This is a genomic window from Gibbsiella greigii, assembly GCF_039540155.1.
In the GTDB taxonomy this organism is placed as follows: Bacteria; Pseudomonadota; Gammaproteobacteria; order Enterobacterales; family Enterobacteriaceae; genus Gibbsiella; species Gibbsiella quercinecans.
This window is the reverse complement of sequence record NZ_BAABEM010000050.1, coordinates 1-19,174: the sequence shown is the minus strand read 5'-3', so window position 1 is coordinate 19,174 and position 19,174 is coordinate 1. Positions and strand designations below refer to the sequence as shown.

Sequence of the window (19,174 nt, the reverse complement as noted above, 5' to 3'; positions counted from 1 at the left end):
ATAATGCGTCATTTTAAAGCTTTGGGTTTGTTGCGTTGTTTATTACCGCTTTCTCTGTTTTTAGGTTACGCCGCCGATAGCCTGGCAGCGAACTGCACGACAGGGAGCGCAACCCCGCTCAATCAGTCCGTCAATTTTGGCAGCGTTTTGGTACAGCGCGATGCGGCCGTCGGCTCGGTTATCGCCACGGCGAACACTACAAATACGGCCCAGCAAGTGGCGGTGTGTACTGCCTCAACCTATGTACGTAAATTTGTGCTGGCTTATGGTTCCGGCACCGCGCTGGGCAACAATATCTATCCCACTAACCTCGCCGGGGTGGGTATCAGGATAAGCCGCGCGGGCACCTACTATGCCAACCCGGCCCAGCCGATAAACTATTCGGCTTCGGTGACGACATCGATTGTTGACTCCGCCACCGTGACGCTTGAGTTGATAAAAACCGGGCCGATCACCTCCGGTGCGCTGACAACCGGGACGGCGGGTAAAATGCAGTTTATGACCAGTTCCGGCAGCTACTTCGACGGCCTGGTCACCAACATTACCGGGGGGAGCGTAAAAGCCGTTGCCTGCTCGGTTAACAACACCAATATCACGGTCAACATGGGCGATGTTAAGAAGCAATTGTTTACCGGGGTCGGCTCAACGCCTGCGGAAGGGAGCAAGAACTTCAGCGTCGATCTGAACTGCGACGCCAGCACCAAAGTGAATATTCAAATCGATGGCACCAATGATGCGAGCAATGCGCAGGGGGTTCTTGCGCTGTCTTCCGCGGCGGGTTCCAGCAGTGCGGCAACTGGCGTGGGTATCCAGCTTTTATACAACAGCAGCCCGATAACCCTGGGGACGGCGTTCAGTGCCGGTACGGTGACGGCTGACGGTGCGTTCAGCATACCGATGGTGGCGCGCTATTACCAAACCCTGGCGACGATTACGCCTGGGGTGGCAAACGGGAATGCGACCTTTACCATGACGTATCGCTAAGCGGTATCGCCGGGCATTCAGCCCGGCGCCAGGGGGCATTATCTGGGTTGGCTACGGGCGATCAGCAACAGGAACACCGGCACGCCCAGCAATGCTGTTAAAATGCCAACTGGCAGTTCCCGCGGTGCAAAGAGCGTGCGCGCCAGGGTATCCGCCATCACGGCTACGATGGCCCCGCAAAGCATCGCACCCGGCAGCAGCCAGCGATGGCGGTGGCCGATGACGATGCGCGCGATATGCGGCACCGTCAGCCCAATAAACCCGATGGCGCCGCAGCAGGAAACAATCACGGCGGTCAGCAGCGTTGTCAGGCAGTACATCAGCAGCTTGAGCGGCCCCACCGCCACCCCCAGCGACTGCGCCGTGGCGCTGCCGAAAGACAGCACATCCAGCGCGATCGCGTGCCAGCCGCACAGCAGAAAAACCGCAACCAGCACCAGTGCGCAAAGGCCGACCTGCAGCCAGTCGGCCTGAGCAAACGATCCCAATAGCCAGAACATCACACCCCGCGTGGTATCCGCGTCGGTTTTCCAGAGCGTGATTAATGACGTGAACGCCGAAAGCAATTGTGTTACGGCCACGCCGGTTAAGACGACCTGGCTCGATGGGCCAGACAGGGAACGGCGTGCCAACAGCAGCACCAGCGCAAAGGCCACCATGGCGCCGCAGAAGGCGCCGGCGGGAACCGCCGCCCAGCCAATGCTCCAGCCGGCTGCGATGACCACGACGGCTCCCGCGCCAGCCCCCGAAGAGATCCCCAGCACCCAGGGATCGGTCAGTGCGTTGCGCGTCAGCGATTGCAATACCGTGCCTGTGAGCGCCAGCGCGGCGCCCGCCAGCGCCGCTAGTAAGGTTCTGGGCAACCGTAAAGACCAGACAATGCGCTGATGCAACGTGCCTTCCGTATCGCTCTGCCAATATCCGGCCAGCACTGCCTTCACCACCTCTTTTAGCGAAAAGACGACCGGGCCATGCATCACCGCCAAACAAAGCGCCAGCAGCAGGCAGAACGCCAGGCAACACAGGCGCAGGGCGAGGGAGTGCAACCATTGGCGCTTCACGCTACTTCCAGCCGGCAATCACGTAGTCATCAAGGAACTGCCAGACGGTACCCGTCTCGGCAAAGCCCGCCTGTTGCAGGATGGCAAGCTGGAAGTTAATGCCGGTCGGCACCGGCATTGGCCTGCCGGCAAACGCCTGCTCGCGCTCCGAGCGCAACGCCTGTAGCGGGGCGTATTTCAGCGCATCATCAAACCAGGTGTCCCAGTCTGGCGTCCCCTGTTGCCAGGCCTGTTGCTGGGTGTGTTCGTCGTGCATTTCAGCCAGGGCCTTCTGGCGGGGGCTACGTGTATCAAAGCGCTGATGATCGGCATTCATGAAGACGCCGCCTTCGACCAGCACATGGGCGATGGCGCGGTAAAGCACGGTCTGCTGCTCCGGCATCAGCCAGTGAATGGCGGTGCTGGAGACCACGGCTTGCGGCTTATCGGTGATGGCGCTGAAGCAGGCCGGCGATGCAATATCCGCGTGGATGAAATCAATGCGCTGGCGATGTTCGCTCAAGGCTTCTTCGGCCACCTTCAGCAGCAGCGGATCGAGATCTATCGCCGTTACGCGCGCCTGTGGGAAGCGGTTCAGTAAACGCAGGCTGAAGGAGCCTGGGCCGCAGCCAATATCCATGACGTGGAAATCATCGCCAAACGTCATGGCCAATACGTCAAGCACCGCGGCAAAACGCGCCTCACGATGTGCAATATAAGCGCTTTGTTGCGCGTCCCAATTGTTCAGTAACTCACGGGCTGGAAAAGCCATTTTCATCTTCCTCTGTTAATGATCGCATCTGCGATACCAGGCGTTTAAGGGCCAGAATGGATCTGACGGAGGGATCCATGTCGTAGCCCGGTAAAATGATGTAGCGTTTCTCCCGCACGGCCTTCATGCCTGCGGTTAACGGGTTGTTTTCAAGAAAGGCGATTTTTTCTTGCGCGCTGTCGCCCGGTTGGGCCCGGCGCAGATCGCCAATGATCAGCAGATCGGGATCCCGCTCGGCGATAACCTCCCAGGACATGGCGGGCCAAAGCGCCGGGCTGTCGGCGAAGACGTTCCGGCTGCCGATGGCATCGGTGAGCAGCGCTGGCGCACCGTGGCTGCCCGCGACAAAAGGAGTGCCGATACCGGAATACCACCAGAGGATGCGTTGGGCGGGCAGTTGGCGGGCCTTTTGCAGCTCGGCGTCTACCTGCCGTTGCAGTTGTTGGATCAGGTTTTCAGCGCGTGGCTGAACGCCATAGATGCGGGCGATGTTGCGCACTTCCGCAAAAATGCCGGCGAAGGTCAGTGGCGTTTGAAGCCCGCTTTGCAGCCCGTGGCAGACGCTCTCGCTAAGCCAGGTTGCAATCCCCCAGCCGGCAAGGCGATGCCGGTTGGGGGTTTCTGGGCTGTTGAACCAATAGAAGCTGCCGGAATAGATGAAATCCGGCCGTGCGGCCAGCAAGGCTTCGCCCGACCAGGGCGCACTGTCAAAGCGTGCTTTCAGCTTTGCCGCCGTCGTCCAAGGAGAAGGCGCAATGTCCTGCTCTTTGCTGTACCCGACCACGCTGATAATGGATGAGCCCAACTCCAGAGCCAACAGGTTCTCCAGTGTGGAATGGGAGTAAACAATCGTTCTCTCGGGCACACGGTCAAAGTGCCATTGCTGGCCGCAATTTGTCAGCACCAGAGAACGTGCCGGGCTGACAGCGCTTGCTGCCAGCAACGCCATGCACAAGATCAGATGCCGCATCATTAAAAGCGCATATTGACGAATGCTTCATAGCTGCGGCCCGGTGCGATCAGCATCTGCGTGGAATACGTGCGTTGCCAGCTATAGAAGCGATCGGTGAGGTTACGTACCCGTGCGCCCACAGTAACGCCCGGCAGCAGTGCGTAGTCCGTTGCCAAATCAGCCGTGATGTATTCGCCCATTTTGTTGCTGTTGGCATCGTCGTTATAGCTGCTGCCCACGTAGTGGAGCTGTGCGCCAAGGCCCAGGCGTTGCGTCGCCATGTAGCGGCCCGACAGGTTTGCCGTCCATTGCGGCACATAGCGCGGCGTTTTGCCGGAAAGGTTTTGCGTGCCTTGCTGATACTCATCAAAACGGGCATGGGTATAGGCCAGGTTGCCCGCCAGCGTTAAGCCGCTAAGTGGCTGAAGTGAACCGCTTAGCTCGATGCCTTTAGATGTCTGTTTGCCGACTGCGTGCCAGACATCGGTCTGCAGCGCATCCTGTTGATACAGGTTCTTTTTCTGCAGGTTATACACCGCCAGCTTGACTTCGCCGCGTTTGGCCCAAAAGCTGCCCTTCACGCCGGCCTCATATTGTTGCACGGCGGTAAGCGGCAGCGCGGTTTGCGCCGCGCTGATAAAAAACAGATCGCTGCCCGGTTCTTTACCCGTGGCGTAGTTGGCGTACAACGTGATGTTTTCGGTGATGTCCCAGCTTGGGCCGATAGCCGCGGTGAGAAAGCTGTAGCGATGATTAACGCTCTGGTTTTGCTGTTGGAAATTCCAGTCCATGTCCAGGTGGGTATAACGGGCCTGGCCTAGCAGGGCGAAGGCTTCCGTGAGGTACAGCTTATCCTCAATAAACAGCGCATACTGATTTTGCGTGATATGGCGGGTAGGGGCGCGGCCCGGGGCATTGCCGCTGCTAAACGGGGTTTTCGGCGGGTTGACGAGCGGCACGGTATCTTCGCCAGCAAAGCCGTTAGAGTAATATTGAAACTCGCGTTTGTTGAAATCCACGCCGGCCACCACACGGTTTTCCATGGCGCCGAGGGGCCTGGCAAGAGTAACCGTGGTGCGGTTGCCCGTTAGCTTGTCATCATGGGCGATATCCCCGAAGGAATCACGGGTGATATAGCCCGGCTGCGCCGCTGACGGATAATAACGTTCGGCGTTATGCCATTCACGAAACCCTTTGTAATAATAGAATTTATTTTCAAACGACAGTTCCGGCGTGGCGAACCATGACTGTGTTGCCTGGAACGATGTTGCCTGGCTGCGGATCCAGGCGTCTTCCAGGTTGTTGTAGTTGGTGTGGCGTAAGCTCTTATCAACCTTGCCATCGATCAGCGGCGTGCCGAAATAGGGGTCATGTGTGTCACTCAGCATGCGATCAAGGTTAAACGCCAACTGGATATTGTCGGTCGGCGTTAGCAGCAGGGCGGCGGTTACCCGCTGCGGGCGCTGGCGCTCGCCTTCAACCTGGCTACCCATGCTGGCTGCGCTGATATCCACGAGGCCGGCCGCCAGTTTATCTATCAGCGCACCGCCCGCCCCGAGATGGGCGCGATGGCTGGCGAAACTCGACCAGGCGTAATCCAGCTCGACGGGCTGCGCACTGAATGATGCCCGGCGGGGGATCAGGTTAATGCTGCCGCCGGCCGAACTCAGGCCGTTGATGACCGAACCCGTGCCGTACAGCACATCGATATTTTCATAATGCACCGGATCGCCGCCCTGGATGGTGCTGCCAGGGACTTCCACGCCATCATAAAGCCAGGAAACCGGCATAAACCCCCGCAGGGAAACGCTGTTTGACTGGGTGGGGGAGGTGGTGCCGGATAACCCTGGGGCGGTTTCGACAACCTCCGTCAGCGTGCGTTTACCTTTCGCCGCGAAGGTTTTTTGGCTGATGGTTTCGGTATGGCGCGGTATTTCTTTATCGGTTAATTCCAGCCTGGAGCTGGACCCCACGGCCAGCATGCCTGAATCAGAAGCGGCGGGATAGCTGCTTGCCTCTGTACTGGTGACCACCAGTGTTTCTGTGGCTGTGGTAGCAAAAGCATTCGGTGCCAGGCTGATTGCAACAGTAACTGCCACCAAAAATAGGGGTAATTTCATCGTTGTCGTTTCCCGAGGTAAAAATAAATTGTGCAATGCCATCGATCCGTGGAGTAATACGGAACATAGCAAGACTAACGCCAGTGCAGGAATAACCATTTGGTGTTTTTTTATATTTAAATTGAAATTTATTGGTGTGGTAAAAATAAATATCCCTCACCAATTTCTTTATTATTATGTTGTTTTTATTGTGTTTTTTTTGATTAACTTAATGCTTTTAGCGTTGTTATACTCGTCAATAAACCGTTAGATTAATATCTTGCTCACTTTTCTTCAGGCATGAATATATTTCTTGGTATACTGATATAACCGCAAGTTATCATGAATGAAAATCTGTTTTAATGGCAGATGTATACGCAGATCAGTAAACATAATCTTTTATTCTTAAGTGAGGAAAATATTACCCTGCTGGGGCGAATTCTGGAATTCGCTCACCGTTTTTTTTCAGTCATAAATACCATAAATGTTTTTTCGTGGGCGTAATTAACCCGTTTATTTATATGGCTTATTTTCCTCATTTCCGCGCCAGATAAATGTTGCTGTTTTTAGGCTCTGCCTGGCTGCGCTGATGTCTACGCGTACTCTATCGTGCAGCGTACTACTTGCCTGGGCCTCGGTCCCTGGCAACATTGGGTTTGGGTAGCCGTTATCTCGCCCGGCCTGCGATAGGCATCGACGGAGGAGATGATTTTGTTATGTTATATAGTAACGCAATAGCGAGTGTATCAAGATACGCTCGAATACGGGAATACCTCATTTGGGGTATTTGGTTGTGAGTAAGACAGCGGTGGTGGGTTGAACCGCAATCTCACCACTTGCTCATCAATGGACTGATATACCTTTCATACTTCAAGTTGCAGGTGATAAGTCTGAAAAATGTGAGAATACGTAAAGCTGAATATGTCTTTTATTCCAGGCGGGCGATGCGCGATCTGGCCTCGTCAAGGTGGCGATGTAATGCCTCAAGGCATGGGGCGAACCTGGCGGAGAAGCGGTCGCAACCGCTGGCTATCGCAAAGAAGTTCTCAGCCAAGTTTAGCGCTTCCCGCCAGGTATCCCCGCTGATCACGTCCGGCAGTGACGCCGGCCGAAGCTCGTTTACGATTGCGCCACCCGTTCTGGGAGCAAACCCCATAGGCAGAATGTCGTAGGCCGGCGCGAGGTGATATGGGCGACCGTGGCGACTGATGAACGACAGGTTACCGTGGTGCATGTCGGTATTGCCGATCAGCGCTCCGAATGCCCAAAGCCGAGCGCTGCCGGCGGCGGCCTCTGGCTGGACATGCCTTTGCGTGACAAGGTTCTTGACCAGAACAGGCCAGGAGGCTCTGGCATTGCCGACAAACTCTGCATCAAGCGCCCGCAGCGAGAAGACGCCGATACGCCCCAGTTGGCCAACGCGATCGAAGCGGGGCACCTCAAGGAATCGCTGGCCACCAAAATCAAATACCTCTGTTTCTACACCAAGCACCCTCAGCGCCAGGTGTTCGGCCTGCAGAAGGTCGCGCCAGCGTTCGCTAACCGGGTTATCGTCCGGGGCCGAGAATTTCACTAACACATGACCACGTTCTGTATAGGTGCAGAATTTCGGCTGTTCACCTCCTGCCGATGATCCTGGCGCCTCACCGGCACCAGCCGCCAGCGCCAGCGCGGGGTACGTTGTGGCGCGCTCAACTGGGGTAGGTTCCGGCATCGCCAGGAAACGCTCTCGTGCCTGCTCCCCTATCAGTAGGTTGCCGATAGCATCATGACCCTGTGTGAGCAACGCCCTAACCACGTCTGCGTCTGCCCATTCATCTGGATTTGCCGGCAGGCCTAGCTCGGCCGCATACGTCGATGCGTAGGCTCGCCCGAGATACCCCTGTGGCCGCATGTCAAACAGCCACCACGGCAGCCCGTCGCTATAGAGACTCACGTTGTCGGTCTGCATCATGACAAATCCGTTCGGACGAACCGGAATGAGCTCGCCAAGAGACGTAATACGCCCTTCATCGGTGATGCGGTAAATAGGTGCAGACCTGAATCCGCGATAGGTATCACGTAAGGCGTATTGAATAGATGGACCCGCCCCGATTCGAACGACGTCATCGCCAAGAACCTTCAATGCACGGGACATCGTTGGCTGACTAATATTTAATATTTCAATGAGTTGCCTGGTTGGCATCGGCCCCTGGCTGAGCAACTGGCGTATCGTGTCGGAGCGAGTAGGCATCATGTTGAATCACTTAATGAATAGATAGGTGAATACATACTCTATCAGTTGAATTGTAGCCAGTCACCCGCGGGAGGGCGCAGATCAGGCGATCATTCAACCCACGGTTCATTTCTTTGCCCTGTATCGTTTGCGATAGCCCTGCTTGCGGGTATTATTTTGCGTACTGCATTCTAAAATTGAATTTTTGCCTGTGCACATTTGCACTATGGCGGCGATCTCTTCCGAGGGCTTCATGACTAACACTAACTTCTCTCAAACGGCTGCGTTTATCTGGTCGGTGGCTGACTTGCTGCGCGGTGATTTCAAACAGTCTCAGTACGGGCGCGTGATCCTTCCCTTTACGCTTTTGCGTCGTCTTGAGTGTGTGTTGGCGGAGACCAAAGACGCGGTGGTGGCGAAATATGATGAATTAAAAACCAGCCCACTGCCTGAAGATGCCAAAGAGAAGTTTCTGCTGCGCGCCAGCGGGCTTTCCTTCTTCAACACCTCGAAGATGGATCTGGGCAAGATGGGGCAGAACGACATCAAAGCCAACCTGGAGAATTACGTCCAGTCGTTCTCACCGGACGCGCGGGAAATCTTCGAGCACTTCAAATTCAGTGAGTTCGTCGGCCTGCTGGAAGACGCTAACCTGCTGTTTAAAGTGGTGAAGAAATTTGCCACTACCGACCTAAGCCCGAAAGCGATTTCCAACTATGAAATGGGCCTGGTGTTTGAAGAGCTGATTCGTCGTTTCGCGGAAAGCTCCAACGAGACCGCCGGTGAGCACTTTACCCCACGCGATATTGTGGATTTAACGACGTCACTGGTATTCAGGGATGATGATGATGCGCTTTCCAAAGACGGCATCATTCGTACCATTTACGACCCGACGGCCGGGACCGGCGGCTTTCTCTCTTCGGGCATGGAATACGTTTATAAGCAAAACCCAAATGCGGTGATGCGCGCCTTTGGTCAGGAGCTGAACCCGGAATCCTACGCTATCTGTAAAGCCGATATGCTGATCAAAGGTCAGGACGTCAGCCGTATTAAGCTGGGTAACACCCTCTCGAACGACCAGTTGCCGTTGGATCAGTTCGACTACATGCTCTCTAACCCGCCGTTTGGCGTGGATTGGAAAAAGATTGAAGGTGAGATTAACGACGAACACACGCAGAAAGGCTTTAACGGCCGCTTTGGCCCGGGCCTGCCGCGTGTTTCCGACGGCTCGCTGCTGTTCCTGATGCACCTGATCAGCAAAATGCGCGACAACCACAACGTGGATGGCACCGTGAGCAACGGCGGGCGTATCGGGATTATCCTTAACGGCTCGCCACTGTTTACCGGCGGGGCGGGCAGCGGTGAGAGCGAAATCCGTCGCTATATCCTCGAGGCCGACCTGCTGGAAGGCATCGTCGCGCTGCCAACGGACATGTTCTACAACACCGGCATTGCCACCTACGTTTGGATCCTCTCCAACAAGAAAGCCGCTGTGCGTAAAGGCAAAGTGCAACTGATTGATGGCACCAACCTGTGCGGCAAAATGCGTAAATCGCTGGGTTCGAAGCGTAACCTGATGGGCGAGGACGATATCAAGCTGATCACCCAGACCTTCGGTGATTTTGAAGCGGTGGATGCCACAACCCTGGAAGAACTGGGTCTGGAAAAGGCTGCCGAGCAAAAATCTAACCGTGGCCGTCAGCCTGCCACCGCTAAAACCGAAGTACCGAAAACCTTCGCCAGCAAAATCTTTAACAGCACCGACTTTGGCTATCGCCGCCTGACCATTGAGCGCCCGCTGCGGTTGTCCGCCCAGTTGACGGATGAAGCTGTTGCCAGCCTGCGCTTTGCGCCGAAGCCGTTTAATGCGCCGATGGAACGCCTGTATGACGAGTTCGCATCCCAATGGCAGGAGGAAAACTACGGTGACTTCTCCGGGCTGGAAGCCGAAGCCCGCGCCATCATCAAAGCCGAGTTTGCCGAGCTGAAAGAGAAACAGATTAAAGACCTGCTCGACAGCAAGCTGTGGCTGGCGCAGCGCGGGTTGATGGAAAAAGCGCAGCAGATTCAGACGGCTCTGGGTACGCAGGCGGGTGGTAAAACGCGGGTGAGCAATGACTTCAACCAGTTCCTGCTGACCCTGAAAGGGGCCATCAAAACCGCTGGCGTGAAGCTGGACGCCAAAGAAAACAAGCAGTTTGTCGACGCCATCACCACCAAAAACCCGGATGCCGAACCGGTGGTGAAGAAGGTGCTGAAAGAAACTGCCCAGCCGCTCTATGGCGCGTTTGAATACAAGGGCAAGGTTGTTGAGTTTGAACAGGACGGCGAGCTGCGCGATAACGAGAACGTGCCGTTGAACCCGGCAGTGTCCACCAGCGATCTGATTGAAAACTACTTCAAAGCGGAAGTGCTGCCACATGTGAATGACGCGTGGATCAACGCCGATAAGCGCGATGTGAAAGATGGTGAAGTGGGGATTGTTGGTTATGAGATCCCGTTTAACCGTCATTTCTATGTCTATCAGCCACCGCGCCCGTTAGAAGAAATTGATGCTGATCTGGATGCTGTCAGCGCCGAAATTATGAAGCTGCTGCAGGAGGTACATTCCTGATGGCTAAGTATAAGGCGTATCCGGAGTATAGGGATTCTGGGGTTGAGTGGTTGGGAGATATTCCGGGTCACTGGAAAACCATATCTATATCCAGGTTGTTTTCCCGAATTAAGCGAACCGGATATACAGAGAAAGAATTGCTCTCTGTATACCGGGACTATGGTGTCATACCAAAATCTAGCAGGGATGATAACAATAATAAGCCCTCAGAAGATTTATCCCCTTATCAGTTGGTTCAACCAAATGATTTGGTCATGAATAAAATGAAAGCCTGGCAGGGATCAATCGCAATTTCAGAGTATGAAGGAATAGTTAGTCCTGCGTACTTTGTTTACCAACCCAATAACTCTCTTTTTGAGTTAGCGCATCCAAAATATGTGCATTATCTGCTTCGTAACCCCATCTATGTCACCCAATATTTGAGTCGTTCCAAAGGCATACGAGTAAATCAGTGGGATTTAGATCCTGATGAGTTTAGAAATATTGAACTTCTGCTTCCTGGCAAGGTTGAGCAGGAAAAAATATACAGCTTCCTAGATCACGAAACCGCAAAAATCGATAACCTGATCGAGAAGCAACAGCAACTGATTGAACTGCTGAAAGAAAAACGACAGGCGGTGATTAGCCATGCCGTCACCAAAGGGCTAAACCCTGATGTGCCGATGAAAGATTCTGGTGTTGAGTGGTTGGGGGAAGTGCCGGAACATTGGGAACTCGTACCACTTAAATACTTATGCAATTTTAGTGGGGGGGGCACTCCTACAAAAGATAACTTATCTTATTGGCAAGGGGGGACTGTTCCATGGGTTTCGCCAAAAGATATGAAGTCTTTTTGGATTTCAGAAACTCAAGATCATGTTACACCAAAAGCAGTAAGTGAATCTTCAACAAACTATGTTGAAGAAGGTTCATTGCTCATGGTCGTTCGTTCTGGAATTCTTCAACGAAATATTCCTGTGGCTATAAATATCGTAAAAGTTACGATGAATCAGGATATGAAAGCGTTAAAATTCAATGAAAGAATGAAAGCTCATTATGCTGCGTATTTTATCAACGGAAACGTCAATTCTTTGTTGTTAGAATGGACAAAAGAAGGTGCTACAGTAGAAAGTATTGAGCATGAGTATCTTGCCAATGGCTTGATCCCGGTTCCCCCTATTGATGAGCAGCATTCGATAATTAAGAGCGTTTCAGATCAAATGAAACGCTTTGAGACATTGGAAGAAAATGCGTTAAAAGGTATCCGTCTCCTCCAAGAACGCCGCACCGCCCTGATCTCCGCCGCCGTCACCGGAAAAATCGACGTCCGCGATTGGGTTGCCCCCGACACGCAGGGCGTTGAGGAGCCACAGGAGGCCACCGCATGAGCATGGACAGCACCAAAGAGTTGATTTTCCAGGATGAAATCATCGCGCAGATGATCGATCGAGGCTGGGTTCGTGGCAAAACGGACGGCTACGATCGCGAACGTGCGCTGTACTCGCAGGATGCGCTGACCTTTGTGCAAACCACCCAGCCGCAGGAGTGGGAGAAGTTTGCCAAAATTTACCCTACCGATACCGAGCGTCATTTCCTCGATGCGCTGGTGGCGCAGCTTAAAAAAGCGGATATCAACGCCACCGACATGCTGTCGCGCACCTACGGCACCCTCGGCGTACTGCGTCATGGCATCAAAAGCCATAACGCCCGTTTTTCCCTGTGCCAGTTCAAACCGGAGCATAACCTCAACCCGGAAACCCTTGCGTGCTATCAGCAGAATATCTGCCGCATTGTGCCGGAGCTGGTTTACAGCCCGCACGCCTCGAAAGATGTGTTTGAAGAGTCGGGCATAAAAACCAAAAAATGGCGTATCGACCTAGTGCTGTTCGTCAATGGCCTGCCGGTGGCAACGCTGGAGCTGAAGTCTGAATTTAAGCAGACGGTGCAAAACGCCATCACGCAATATAAGAAAACGCGTTTGCCGAAGGACCCCGGCACCAATAAGCCTGAACCGCTGCTGACTTTTAAACGCGGTGCGCTGGTGCACTTTGCTGTCAGCCAGTACGAAGTGTTTATGGCGACCAAACTCGAGGGCGATAAAACCATCTTCCTGCCGTTTAACAAAGGCACCCATGACGGCGGCGCGGGGAATGATATCCCGGAAGATGCCAACGACTACGCCACCAGCTACCTGTGGAATGAGGTGCTGCTGCCGGACAATCTGCTGAAAATTCTCGCCAGTTTTGTGCATCTGCAAATCGTCGAAAAAGAAAACGCTATTGGCCTGAAGTACAAAAGCGAGAGCCTGATTTTCCCGCGCTATCACCAGTGGGACGTAGTGAATAAACTGATCACCGCCGCAACAGCAGAAGGGACCGGCAATAAATACCTGATTCAGCACAGCGCCGGGTCGGGCAAATCGAACTCTATCGCCTGGACGGCCCATCAGCTTTCCCGCCTGTACGATGAAAATGGCGAGAAGCAGTTCCACTCGGTGATTGTGGTGACGGACCGCACCGTGCTGGACGATCAGTTGCAGGACACCATCTATCAGTTTGAACATCAGGACGGCGTGGTCGGGCGTATCAATAATAAAGAGGGCGACGGCTCTAAATCGGAGAAGCTGGCGAGCGCGCTGGAAAACTCGCAGCCGATTATCATCGTCACCATCCAGACTTTTCCGTTTGTCCTGAAGGCGATTGAAAACAGCGTCAGCCTCAAGCAGCGTAAATATGCGGTGATTGCCGATGAAGCGCACTCCTCGCAGAGCGGTTCTACGGCGCGTCAGCTGAAAGAAGTGCTGATGACCGAAGAGACGGATGACGATGTGGAGATGTCTTCCGAAGATATTCTGGATGCCACCGTCGCCGCGCGTAAAGGCAGCAACAATCTCAACTATTACGCCTTCACCGCCACGCCGAAAGCCAAAACCCTGGAGCTGTTTGGCCGTCGTCCTAATCCGCTGGAACCGGCGTCAAAAACCAACAAGCCGGAGGCGTTCCACGTTTACTCCATGCGGCAGGCCATCGAAGAGGGCTTTATTCTTGATGTGCTGAAGAACTACACCAACTATAAAGTGGCGTACAAGCTGCTGCAAAAGCTGAACGACCCTGACCGGGAAGTGGACAGCAAAAAAGCGAAAATCAAACTGAACCAGTGGGTCTCGCTGCACGATCATAACGTATCGCAGAAAGTGAAGGTGATTGTTGAGCACTTCCGCAAGCATGTGATGCACTTACTGGCCGGCCAGGCGAAAGCGATGGTAGTGACCAGTTCGCGTAAGGCGGCGGTGCGCTACAAGCTGGCGTTTGATAAATACATCGCCGAGCAAAAGTACGACAAGATAAGCGCAATGGTGGCGTTCTCCGGGGAAGTTGAATTCCATGAAGATGACTACAACAGCCTTGCGCTGCTTAATCAGAAGTTTACCGAAATCAACATGAACCCTGGCCTGAAAGGCCGGGATATGCGTAAAGCGTTTGATACCGACGACTACCAGGTGATGCTGGTGGCCAACAAATTCCAGACCGGTTTTGACCAGCCCAAGCTGTGCGCCATGTATGTGGATAAAAAACTGGGCGGCGTGGAGTGCGTACAGACGTTGTCACGCCTGAACCGTACCTATCCGGGGAAGGCACAGTCCGGCACGTTTGTGCTCGATTTCTACAACGAACCCGATGAAATTTTGGGGGCTTTTCAGCCGTACTACCAGACAGCCGAACTGACGGATGTCAGCGATCCACAGCTTGTTTTTGAGCTTTATGAAAAGCTGCGGACCAGCGGCATTTTCCTGTGGAACGAAGTGGAGCAGTTCTGCGAGGCGTTCTTCAGCAAAAACAAATCCAACGCCGCCATTAGCAATATTTGCAAACCTGCGGTGGAGCGCTGGAAGCATCGGTACACCTCGGCGATTGATGCTTACGTGCTGGCTAAAGAGATGTTTGAACGCACCAAGAAAACCGGCGATGTTGTGCTGATCACTAATGCGGAAAACAACTTCAAAGAGTGCGAGAAAGAAAAAAGTAAGCTGGATATCTTCAAGAAAGATCTCGGCAGCTTTGTCCGCTTTTACGAGTTTATGTCGCAAATCGTCGATTACGACGACAAGAACCTGGAAAAGCTGAGCCTGTTTGCCCGCCACCTGCGTCCGTTGCTGCATGAGCAGCACATCGAAGACGATGAGATTGATTTAAGCAACGTGGAGATGAGCCATTATCGCCTGTCGAAGCTCCACGAGCAGCATCTGAAGCTGCAAGAGGATGCAGAAGATTACAAAATCAAACCGGGTAATGATGTCGGAACGGCGAAGCCGAAGGACAAGAAAGAAGAGTTTCTGTCAAACATCCTGTCCCGTCTTAATGAGCTGTTCGTTACCGATAATCTGACCGATAAAGACATGATCAATTACGCCTTCGCGGTGCGCGACAAGCTGTCAGAAAACCAGGCGGTGATGACCCAGATTGCGAACAATACGCGCGAACAGGCGATGCTGGGCGATTTCCCGAAAGCCATTGATGATGCCGTCATGGACAGCAACGACGCCCAGCAGGATATGATGATGCAGTATCTCTCTAATCCTGAACTGGCGAAAGGCTTTGCCCGTGTGGTGTTTGATATGTTGAAAGGGGCTTAACACTTTTTCATCAAGGAGTGGTGTAGGAAATGCTGAATTCTCTGGAGATATACCAGGCGTTGAATGAATTGGGTTACCGGCTTGAGGCTGGAAAATTCGAGCCAAGCTATGCCTCCGAGCATGCGCTTGGCAACGGAAAGTATCTGTATGTCAAACGTAAGCAGGATGGCGTTGTTAGTAAAAGCCCATTGGTTCTTGCGCCAGAAACCCTTGCCTTACGGGCGGAAGTCGATCGTATTGCTGGGATTCACTGCCTTTGGGAAAAAGTAAAAAGCACCAGTTACCGCCGTTACCCGAAAGACAATGGGATGTCGCAATATGGTTTTGCGGCCGATGTTGAATCGCCTGAGGCTCTGCAAAAACTAGTGACATTACTGTGCGGCGCTCGGTCGTCAGCAGCCTTTTCCGACATGACGCAAGATAACGAAAATAAGGAACAGCCCATGATATTTCCTTTAAACCAGATCCTCTTTGGCCCACCAGGCACAGGTAAAACCTACGCTACCACCGAAATGGCGGTCAGAATTGCGGATAATGCGTGGTATCAACAAGCGACGCAGGAACATCATGGCAGTGACCTACGGGAGCGGGTGAAAGAGCGCTATCAGAAGTTGGTAGAAAAGCAGCGCATTATGTTTACTACTTTCCACCAGAGCTTCTCTTATGAAGACTTTATTGAAGGGATCCGCGCTACCACTGATGAAAGCTCGGGTACGCTTCGCTACGAAGTTGTCGATGGTATTTTTAAACAGCTGTGCCTGAATGCCAGGGTAAAGGTTCAGGGGAGTGCAACGCAACCTATCTCCCTCGAAGGGCGACGTATCTGGAAAATGTCTTTGGGAAATACCATGGAGGGAGAAGGGGATGTTTATGAGGAGTGTCTGGCGAACAATTATGTCCTGTTAGGTTGGGGAGAGGATATTGATTTCAGTAATTGCTCAACCTATAAATCAGTTAAAGCACGAATAGTATCAGAGCAAAAATCATCGGAAGGCACCAGTAATTATATGGGTACTGCCGTGAATACGTTTAAAAATATCATTAAGAACGGCGATGTAATTATTGTATCTGATGGGAATCATAAGTTTCGTGCGATTGCTGAAATTACGGGGTAAGTATAGTTACTTACCTAATGATGAGCGTAAATATTATCATCAAATGCGTTCGGTTAAATGGTTAAGAACATACACCCCAAGCCTTCCTAAAGAGCAAATCTTCACTAAGTCGTTATCTCAGATGACACTGTATGAGCTGCAGGATACAACGATTGATCGTGAAAAATTGACTCAACTGTTAGCCCCTGTTGACGATGCCGATAGTCAGGATCTTCCACATGTTCTGATTGTAGACGAAATCAATCGCGGCAATATTGCCCGGATCTTTGGTGAGCTGATTACGCTTCTGGAGCCAGACAAACGGCAAGGGGCAGACGATGAACGATCGCTGATGCTTCCCTATTCGAAACAAACATTTTTAGTACCGAAAAATGTTTTTATCATTGGAACGATGAATACTGCTGATAAATCGCTCATTCAAATGGACCTGGCGTTAAGACGGCGTTTTAGCTTTACAGAAATGCCTGCGCGGCCGGATTTGCTGGCTGGGATTAGCGCATTTGGAGTCGACGTCGAACAGTTATTAACACGTATTAATCAACGTATTGAAGCGCTGCTGGATAGTGAGCATATGATTGGCCACGCTTACTTTATGCCTTTAAAAAATATAGAAGGCAACGCTGAGCGCGAGGCTTGTCTTGCTAGCATATTTCAAGGAAAAATCATTCCATTGCTGCGAGAGTATTTCTTTGATGACTATGAACGCATGGGTTGGGTGCTTAATGATTCTGTGAAAGCTAAAGAAAACCGTTTTATCCTGTTACAACGGGCAGCGCAATTACCGTCATTTTCTGAACTATTCCCGAAAGATATTGCAGGCAGTTTATCTGACAGGCGTTTTCGCATCAATGAACGTGCATTTGTGTCGGCGGAAGCTTATCAGGGTATCGTCGCATGATGATTCAGGTTCGGGAATATGCTTTGTTAACCTGTGATACTTCTCAACCAGCCAGTATGGATTTGGGGATTGTCTCTGAGGCAACCTTTTCCTGGCTTGAGCAATTGCAACAGAAGTGGGGTGGCAGCGCTCAAATACTCAGCCGTGAAGGGAAGCAGTTTTTGCGCCTGGGGAGCTATGTCGGTTATCTACAATCTCCGAATGGCGAGTCCATCGAAATCCTGCCAAAAACCACGGTTGAAGCCCCAGTAGAGCCAGAATCTCTGCGTGTGCTTTTACGGCGAATGCTCAGCGCCTCTTTGGGGATCACACCCCGAGAGGCTAATCAGGCTGCATTACAACGAAGCAACCAGCCTTTACATGAGTGGATTATCAGCGAGTTTTTGCGGCATCTTACCGACTTGGTGCGCAAAGGGTTACGTTTCGACTATCATCTTGTTGAAGACGAACACAGCGCTTTTATCCGTGGTCAATTGAATGTAACGGCACAAATGAGACAGCCGCCGGGTAGCGGTGCTCATTTTCATGTACGCTATGCGGAGTTTTCCCCCCAGCGTATCGAAAACCGTCTGCTACGTACGGCGCTGGATTGGGTGCTTAAAATGACTAAAGAGGGTCAAAGTTGGCGGCAGGCGAATATACTTAGCCATCAACTGGACGACATAGCGCCGATTTATGGTAGTGCAACGCAGCCAATGGGGCAGTGGAGCGACGGTAAATATCTCTATGGCTATCGTGCCATTAAGCCATGGTGCCAACTTATTCTGGAAAAACTGAATCCAGATTTTCAGTATGGGCCGCATCAGGGGATTTCTCTGCTGTTCCCGATGGAAAAATTATATGAATGCTGGGTGGGAAGTTGTTTGGCTTTAGCTTTGCATCGCGATTATCAGTTCACTAAACAGGCAAAACGTCATTATTTGTTAAAGCATGTGCCAACTGGCGAAAGGACATCCCAACAATGGTTCATGCTTAAACCTGACTTTCTTATCACAGGTGAGCAGGTGATAGTGCTGGATGCCAAATGGAAGCTATTAGACAGCCGGGCTGATGATAGTCTGAGAAAATATGAAATCAGCCAGAATGATCTGTATCAGATGTTCGCCTATGGGCAAAAGTATCTGCAAGGGAAAGGGAATATGATGCTGATTTATCCACGTCATCAGTACTTTGATACTCCGCTGCCGGTATTCCGTTTTGATGAACATTTATCTCTTTGGTGTGTGCCCTTTGATCTTGAATCTGGTGGATTAGTGAAAGGTGAATGGCAAGTTTCTTTCCACTGTTTCCCTAGTAATGAGGCTATAACGGCTCATAATGATCAACCGGATAATCAACTGCATCATGCATTTCTTGAATGATAAAGCGGTAAGGGAGCAGTAATCATGGTTTATAAAGATTTCTATCATTTAATGTTGGAGTGTTTTTACCAACCAGTTGAGTTGTTTACAGGGGCGAGGAAGTTGCCTTTTACTCTGTATGCTGAAGAGCAAAAGCTGTTTGTTCGAAACGGAAAAGATAATATTAGCCTTATCACTCCCAAAGAAGTCGCAGCATTTATTGAACGGTTTGAAGAGAATGAGAGTTTGTTGCCCAAGGATTATCAGGATGTGACTTTCAAAGCCTCCTATTTGCTGGCAGCGATGGAATATACTACTAAGCAGAATTTTACTGATGCATCCGTCGTACGGTAATCCCCCCGAAAAACGGGTGTGTTCATAAGTAGAATTTTCTCGTAACCTGAACTGAAGTGGTCAACTAAAACTGGCCACCGCTTTAGAGTTTTTCCAGTATCGGTTTTCCGATTCGTTTGGTGGTAACCCACCGTTATATTCGTGTGGCCTGAGTGCACTGTAATACCCAACGATATAGT

13 protein-coding genes are annotated in these 19,174 nt (G+C 52.0%); 8 read left to right on the top strand and 5 right to left on the bottom strand.

Annotated features, from left to right (window positions below):
• Positions 1-3 precede the first annotated feature (3 nt).
• Positions 4-984, top strand: a complete 981-nt coding sequence (locus tag AC559G_RS21880) for a fimbrial protein (protein WP_498914672.1) — start codon at positions 4-6, stop codon at positions 982-984.
• Between the two features lie 38 nt (positions 985-1,022).
• On the opposite strand, the gene AC559G_RS21875 is transcribed toward AC559G_RS21880, so the two are convergent.
• From AC559G_RS21875 to yjjJ, 5 genes are all read right to left on the bottom strand, one after another.
• Positions 1,023-2,045, bottom strand: coding sequence for a FecCD family ABC transporter permease (locus tag AC559G_RS21875; RefSeq protein WP_498914670.1), 1,023 nt, complete (start codon positions 2,043-2,045; stop codon positions 1,023-1,025).
• Position 2,046: 1 nt separating this feature from the next.
• Positions 2,047-2,796, bottom strand: a complete 750-nt coding sequence (locus AC559G_RS21870; protein WP_498914668.1) for a class I SAM-dependent methyltransferase — start codon at positions 2,794-2,796, stop codon at positions 2,047-2,049.
• A complete protein-coding gene (locus AC559G_RS21865) occupies positions 2,777-3,769 on the bottom strand; it encodes a TroA family protein (RefSeq protein WP_498914667.1) in 993 nt (330 codons plus the stop codon). Before AC559G_RS21865 ends, AC559G_RS21870 begins: the two co-directional genes overlap by 20 nt.
• Entirely contained in the window at positions 3,769-5,781 is a 2,013-nt protein-coding gene (locus tag AC559G_RS21860) for a TonB-dependent receptor (protein ID WP_498914665.1), read from the bottom strand. Before AC559G_RS21860 ends, AC559G_RS21865 begins: the two co-directional genes overlap by 1 nt.
• A 994-nt stretch (positions 5,782-6,775) precedes the next feature.
• Positions 6,776-8,080, bottom strand: coding sequence for a type II toxin-antitoxin system HipA family toxin YjjJ (yjjJ, locus tag AC559G_RS21855; protein WP_498914868.1), 1,305 nt, complete (start codon positions 8,078-8,080; stop codon positions 6,776-6,778).
• 235 nt (positions 8,081-8,315) lie between these two features.
• Between yjjJ and AC559G_RS21850 the strand changes: the two genes are divergently transcribed.
• The 7 genes from AC559G_RS21850 to AC559G_RS21820 are packed head-to-tail and all read left to right on the top strand — an operon-like array spanning position 8,316 to position 18,995.
• Entirely contained in the window at positions 8,316-10,676 is a 2,361-nt protein-coding gene (locus AC559G_RS21850; protein ID WP_498914663.1) for a type I restriction-modification system subunit M, read from the top strand.
• On the top strand, positions 10,676-12,043 hold the full coding sequence (locus AC559G_RS21845) for a restriction endonuclease subunit S (RefSeq protein ID WP_498914662.1): 1,368 nt from the start codon (positions 10,676-10,678) through the stop codon (positions 12,041-12,043). Before AC559G_RS21850 ends, AC559G_RS21845 begins: the two co-directional genes overlap by 1 nt.
• Positions 12,040-15,288, top strand: coding sequence for a type I restriction endonuclease subunit R (locus AC559G_RS21840; protein ID WP_498914661.1), 3,249 nt, complete (start codon positions 12,040-12,042; stop codon positions 15,286-15,288). The genes AC559G_RS21845 and AC559G_RS21840 overlap by 4 nt, the downstream gene beginning before the upstream one ends.
• A 29-nt stretch (positions 15,289-15,317) precedes the next feature.
• A complete protein-coding gene (locus AC559G_RS21835; RefSeq protein WP_498914659.1) occupies positions 15,318-16,403 on the top strand; it encodes a DUF8426 domain-containing protein in 1,086 nt (361 codons plus the stop codon).
• Positions 16,378-17,301, top strand: a complete 924-nt coding sequence (locus AC559G_RS21830) for an AAA family ATPase (protein WP_498914658.1) — start codon at positions 16,378-16,380, stop codon at positions 17,299-17,301. The genes AC559G_RS21835 and AC559G_RS21830 overlap by 26 nt, the downstream gene beginning before the upstream one ends.
• A complete protein-coding gene (locus AC559G_RS21825; protein WP_498914657.1) occupies positions 17,298-18,662 on the top strand; it encodes an McrC family protein in 1,365 nt (454 codons plus the stop codon). Before AC559G_RS21830 ends, AC559G_RS21825 begins: the two co-directional genes overlap by 4 nt.
• A 24-nt stretch (positions 18,663-18,686) precedes the next feature.
• Entirely contained in the window at positions 18,687-18,995 is a 309-nt protein-coding gene (locus AC559G_RS21820) for a hypothetical protein (protein ID WP_498914655.1), read from the top strand.
• Positions 18,996-19,174 lie beyond the last annotated feature (179 nt).

Bases quoted from the DNA above. Each gene is read 5' to 3' on its own strand.
- AC559G_RS21880 (WP_498914672.1), top strand. From the start codon at position 4: ATGCGTCATTTTAAAGCTTTGGGTTTGTTGCGTTGTTTATTACCGCTT.
- AC559G_RS21870 (WP_498914668.1), bottom strand. From the start codon at position 2,796: ATGGCTTTTCCAGCCCGTGAGTTACTGAACAATTGGGACGCGCAACAA.
- AC559G_RS21865 (WP_498914667.1), bottom strand. From the start codon at position 3,769: ATGATGCGGCATCTGATCTTGTGCATGGCGTTGCTGGCAGCAAGCGCT.
- yjjJ (WP_498914868.1), bottom strand. From the start codon at position 8,080: ATGCCTACTCGCTCCGACACGATACGCCAGTTGCTCAGCCAGGGGCCG.
- AC559G_RS21850 (WP_498914663.1), top strand. From the start codon at position 8,316: ATGACTAACACTAACTTCTCTCAAACGGCTGCGTTTATCTGGTCGGTG.
- AC559G_RS21845 (WP_498914662.1), top strand. From the start codon at position 10,676: ATGGCTAAGTATAAGGCGTATCCGGAGTATAGGGATTCTGGGGTTGAG.
- AC559G_RS21840 (WP_498914661.1), top strand. From the start codon at position 12,040: ATGAGCATGGACAGCACCAAAGAGTTGATTTTCCAGGATGAAATCATC.
- AC559G_RS21835 (WP_498914659.1), top strand. From the start codon at position 15,318: ATGCTGAATTCTCTGGAGATATACCAGGCGTTGAATGAATTGGGTTAC.
- AC559G_RS21825 (WP_498914657.1), top strand. From the start codon at position 17,298: ATGATGATTCAGGTTCGGGAATATGCTTTGTTAACCTGTGATACTTCT.
- AC559G_RS21820 (WP_498914655.1), top strand. From the start codon at position 18,687: ATGGTTTATAAAGATTTCTATCATTTAATGTTGGAGTGTTTTTACCAA.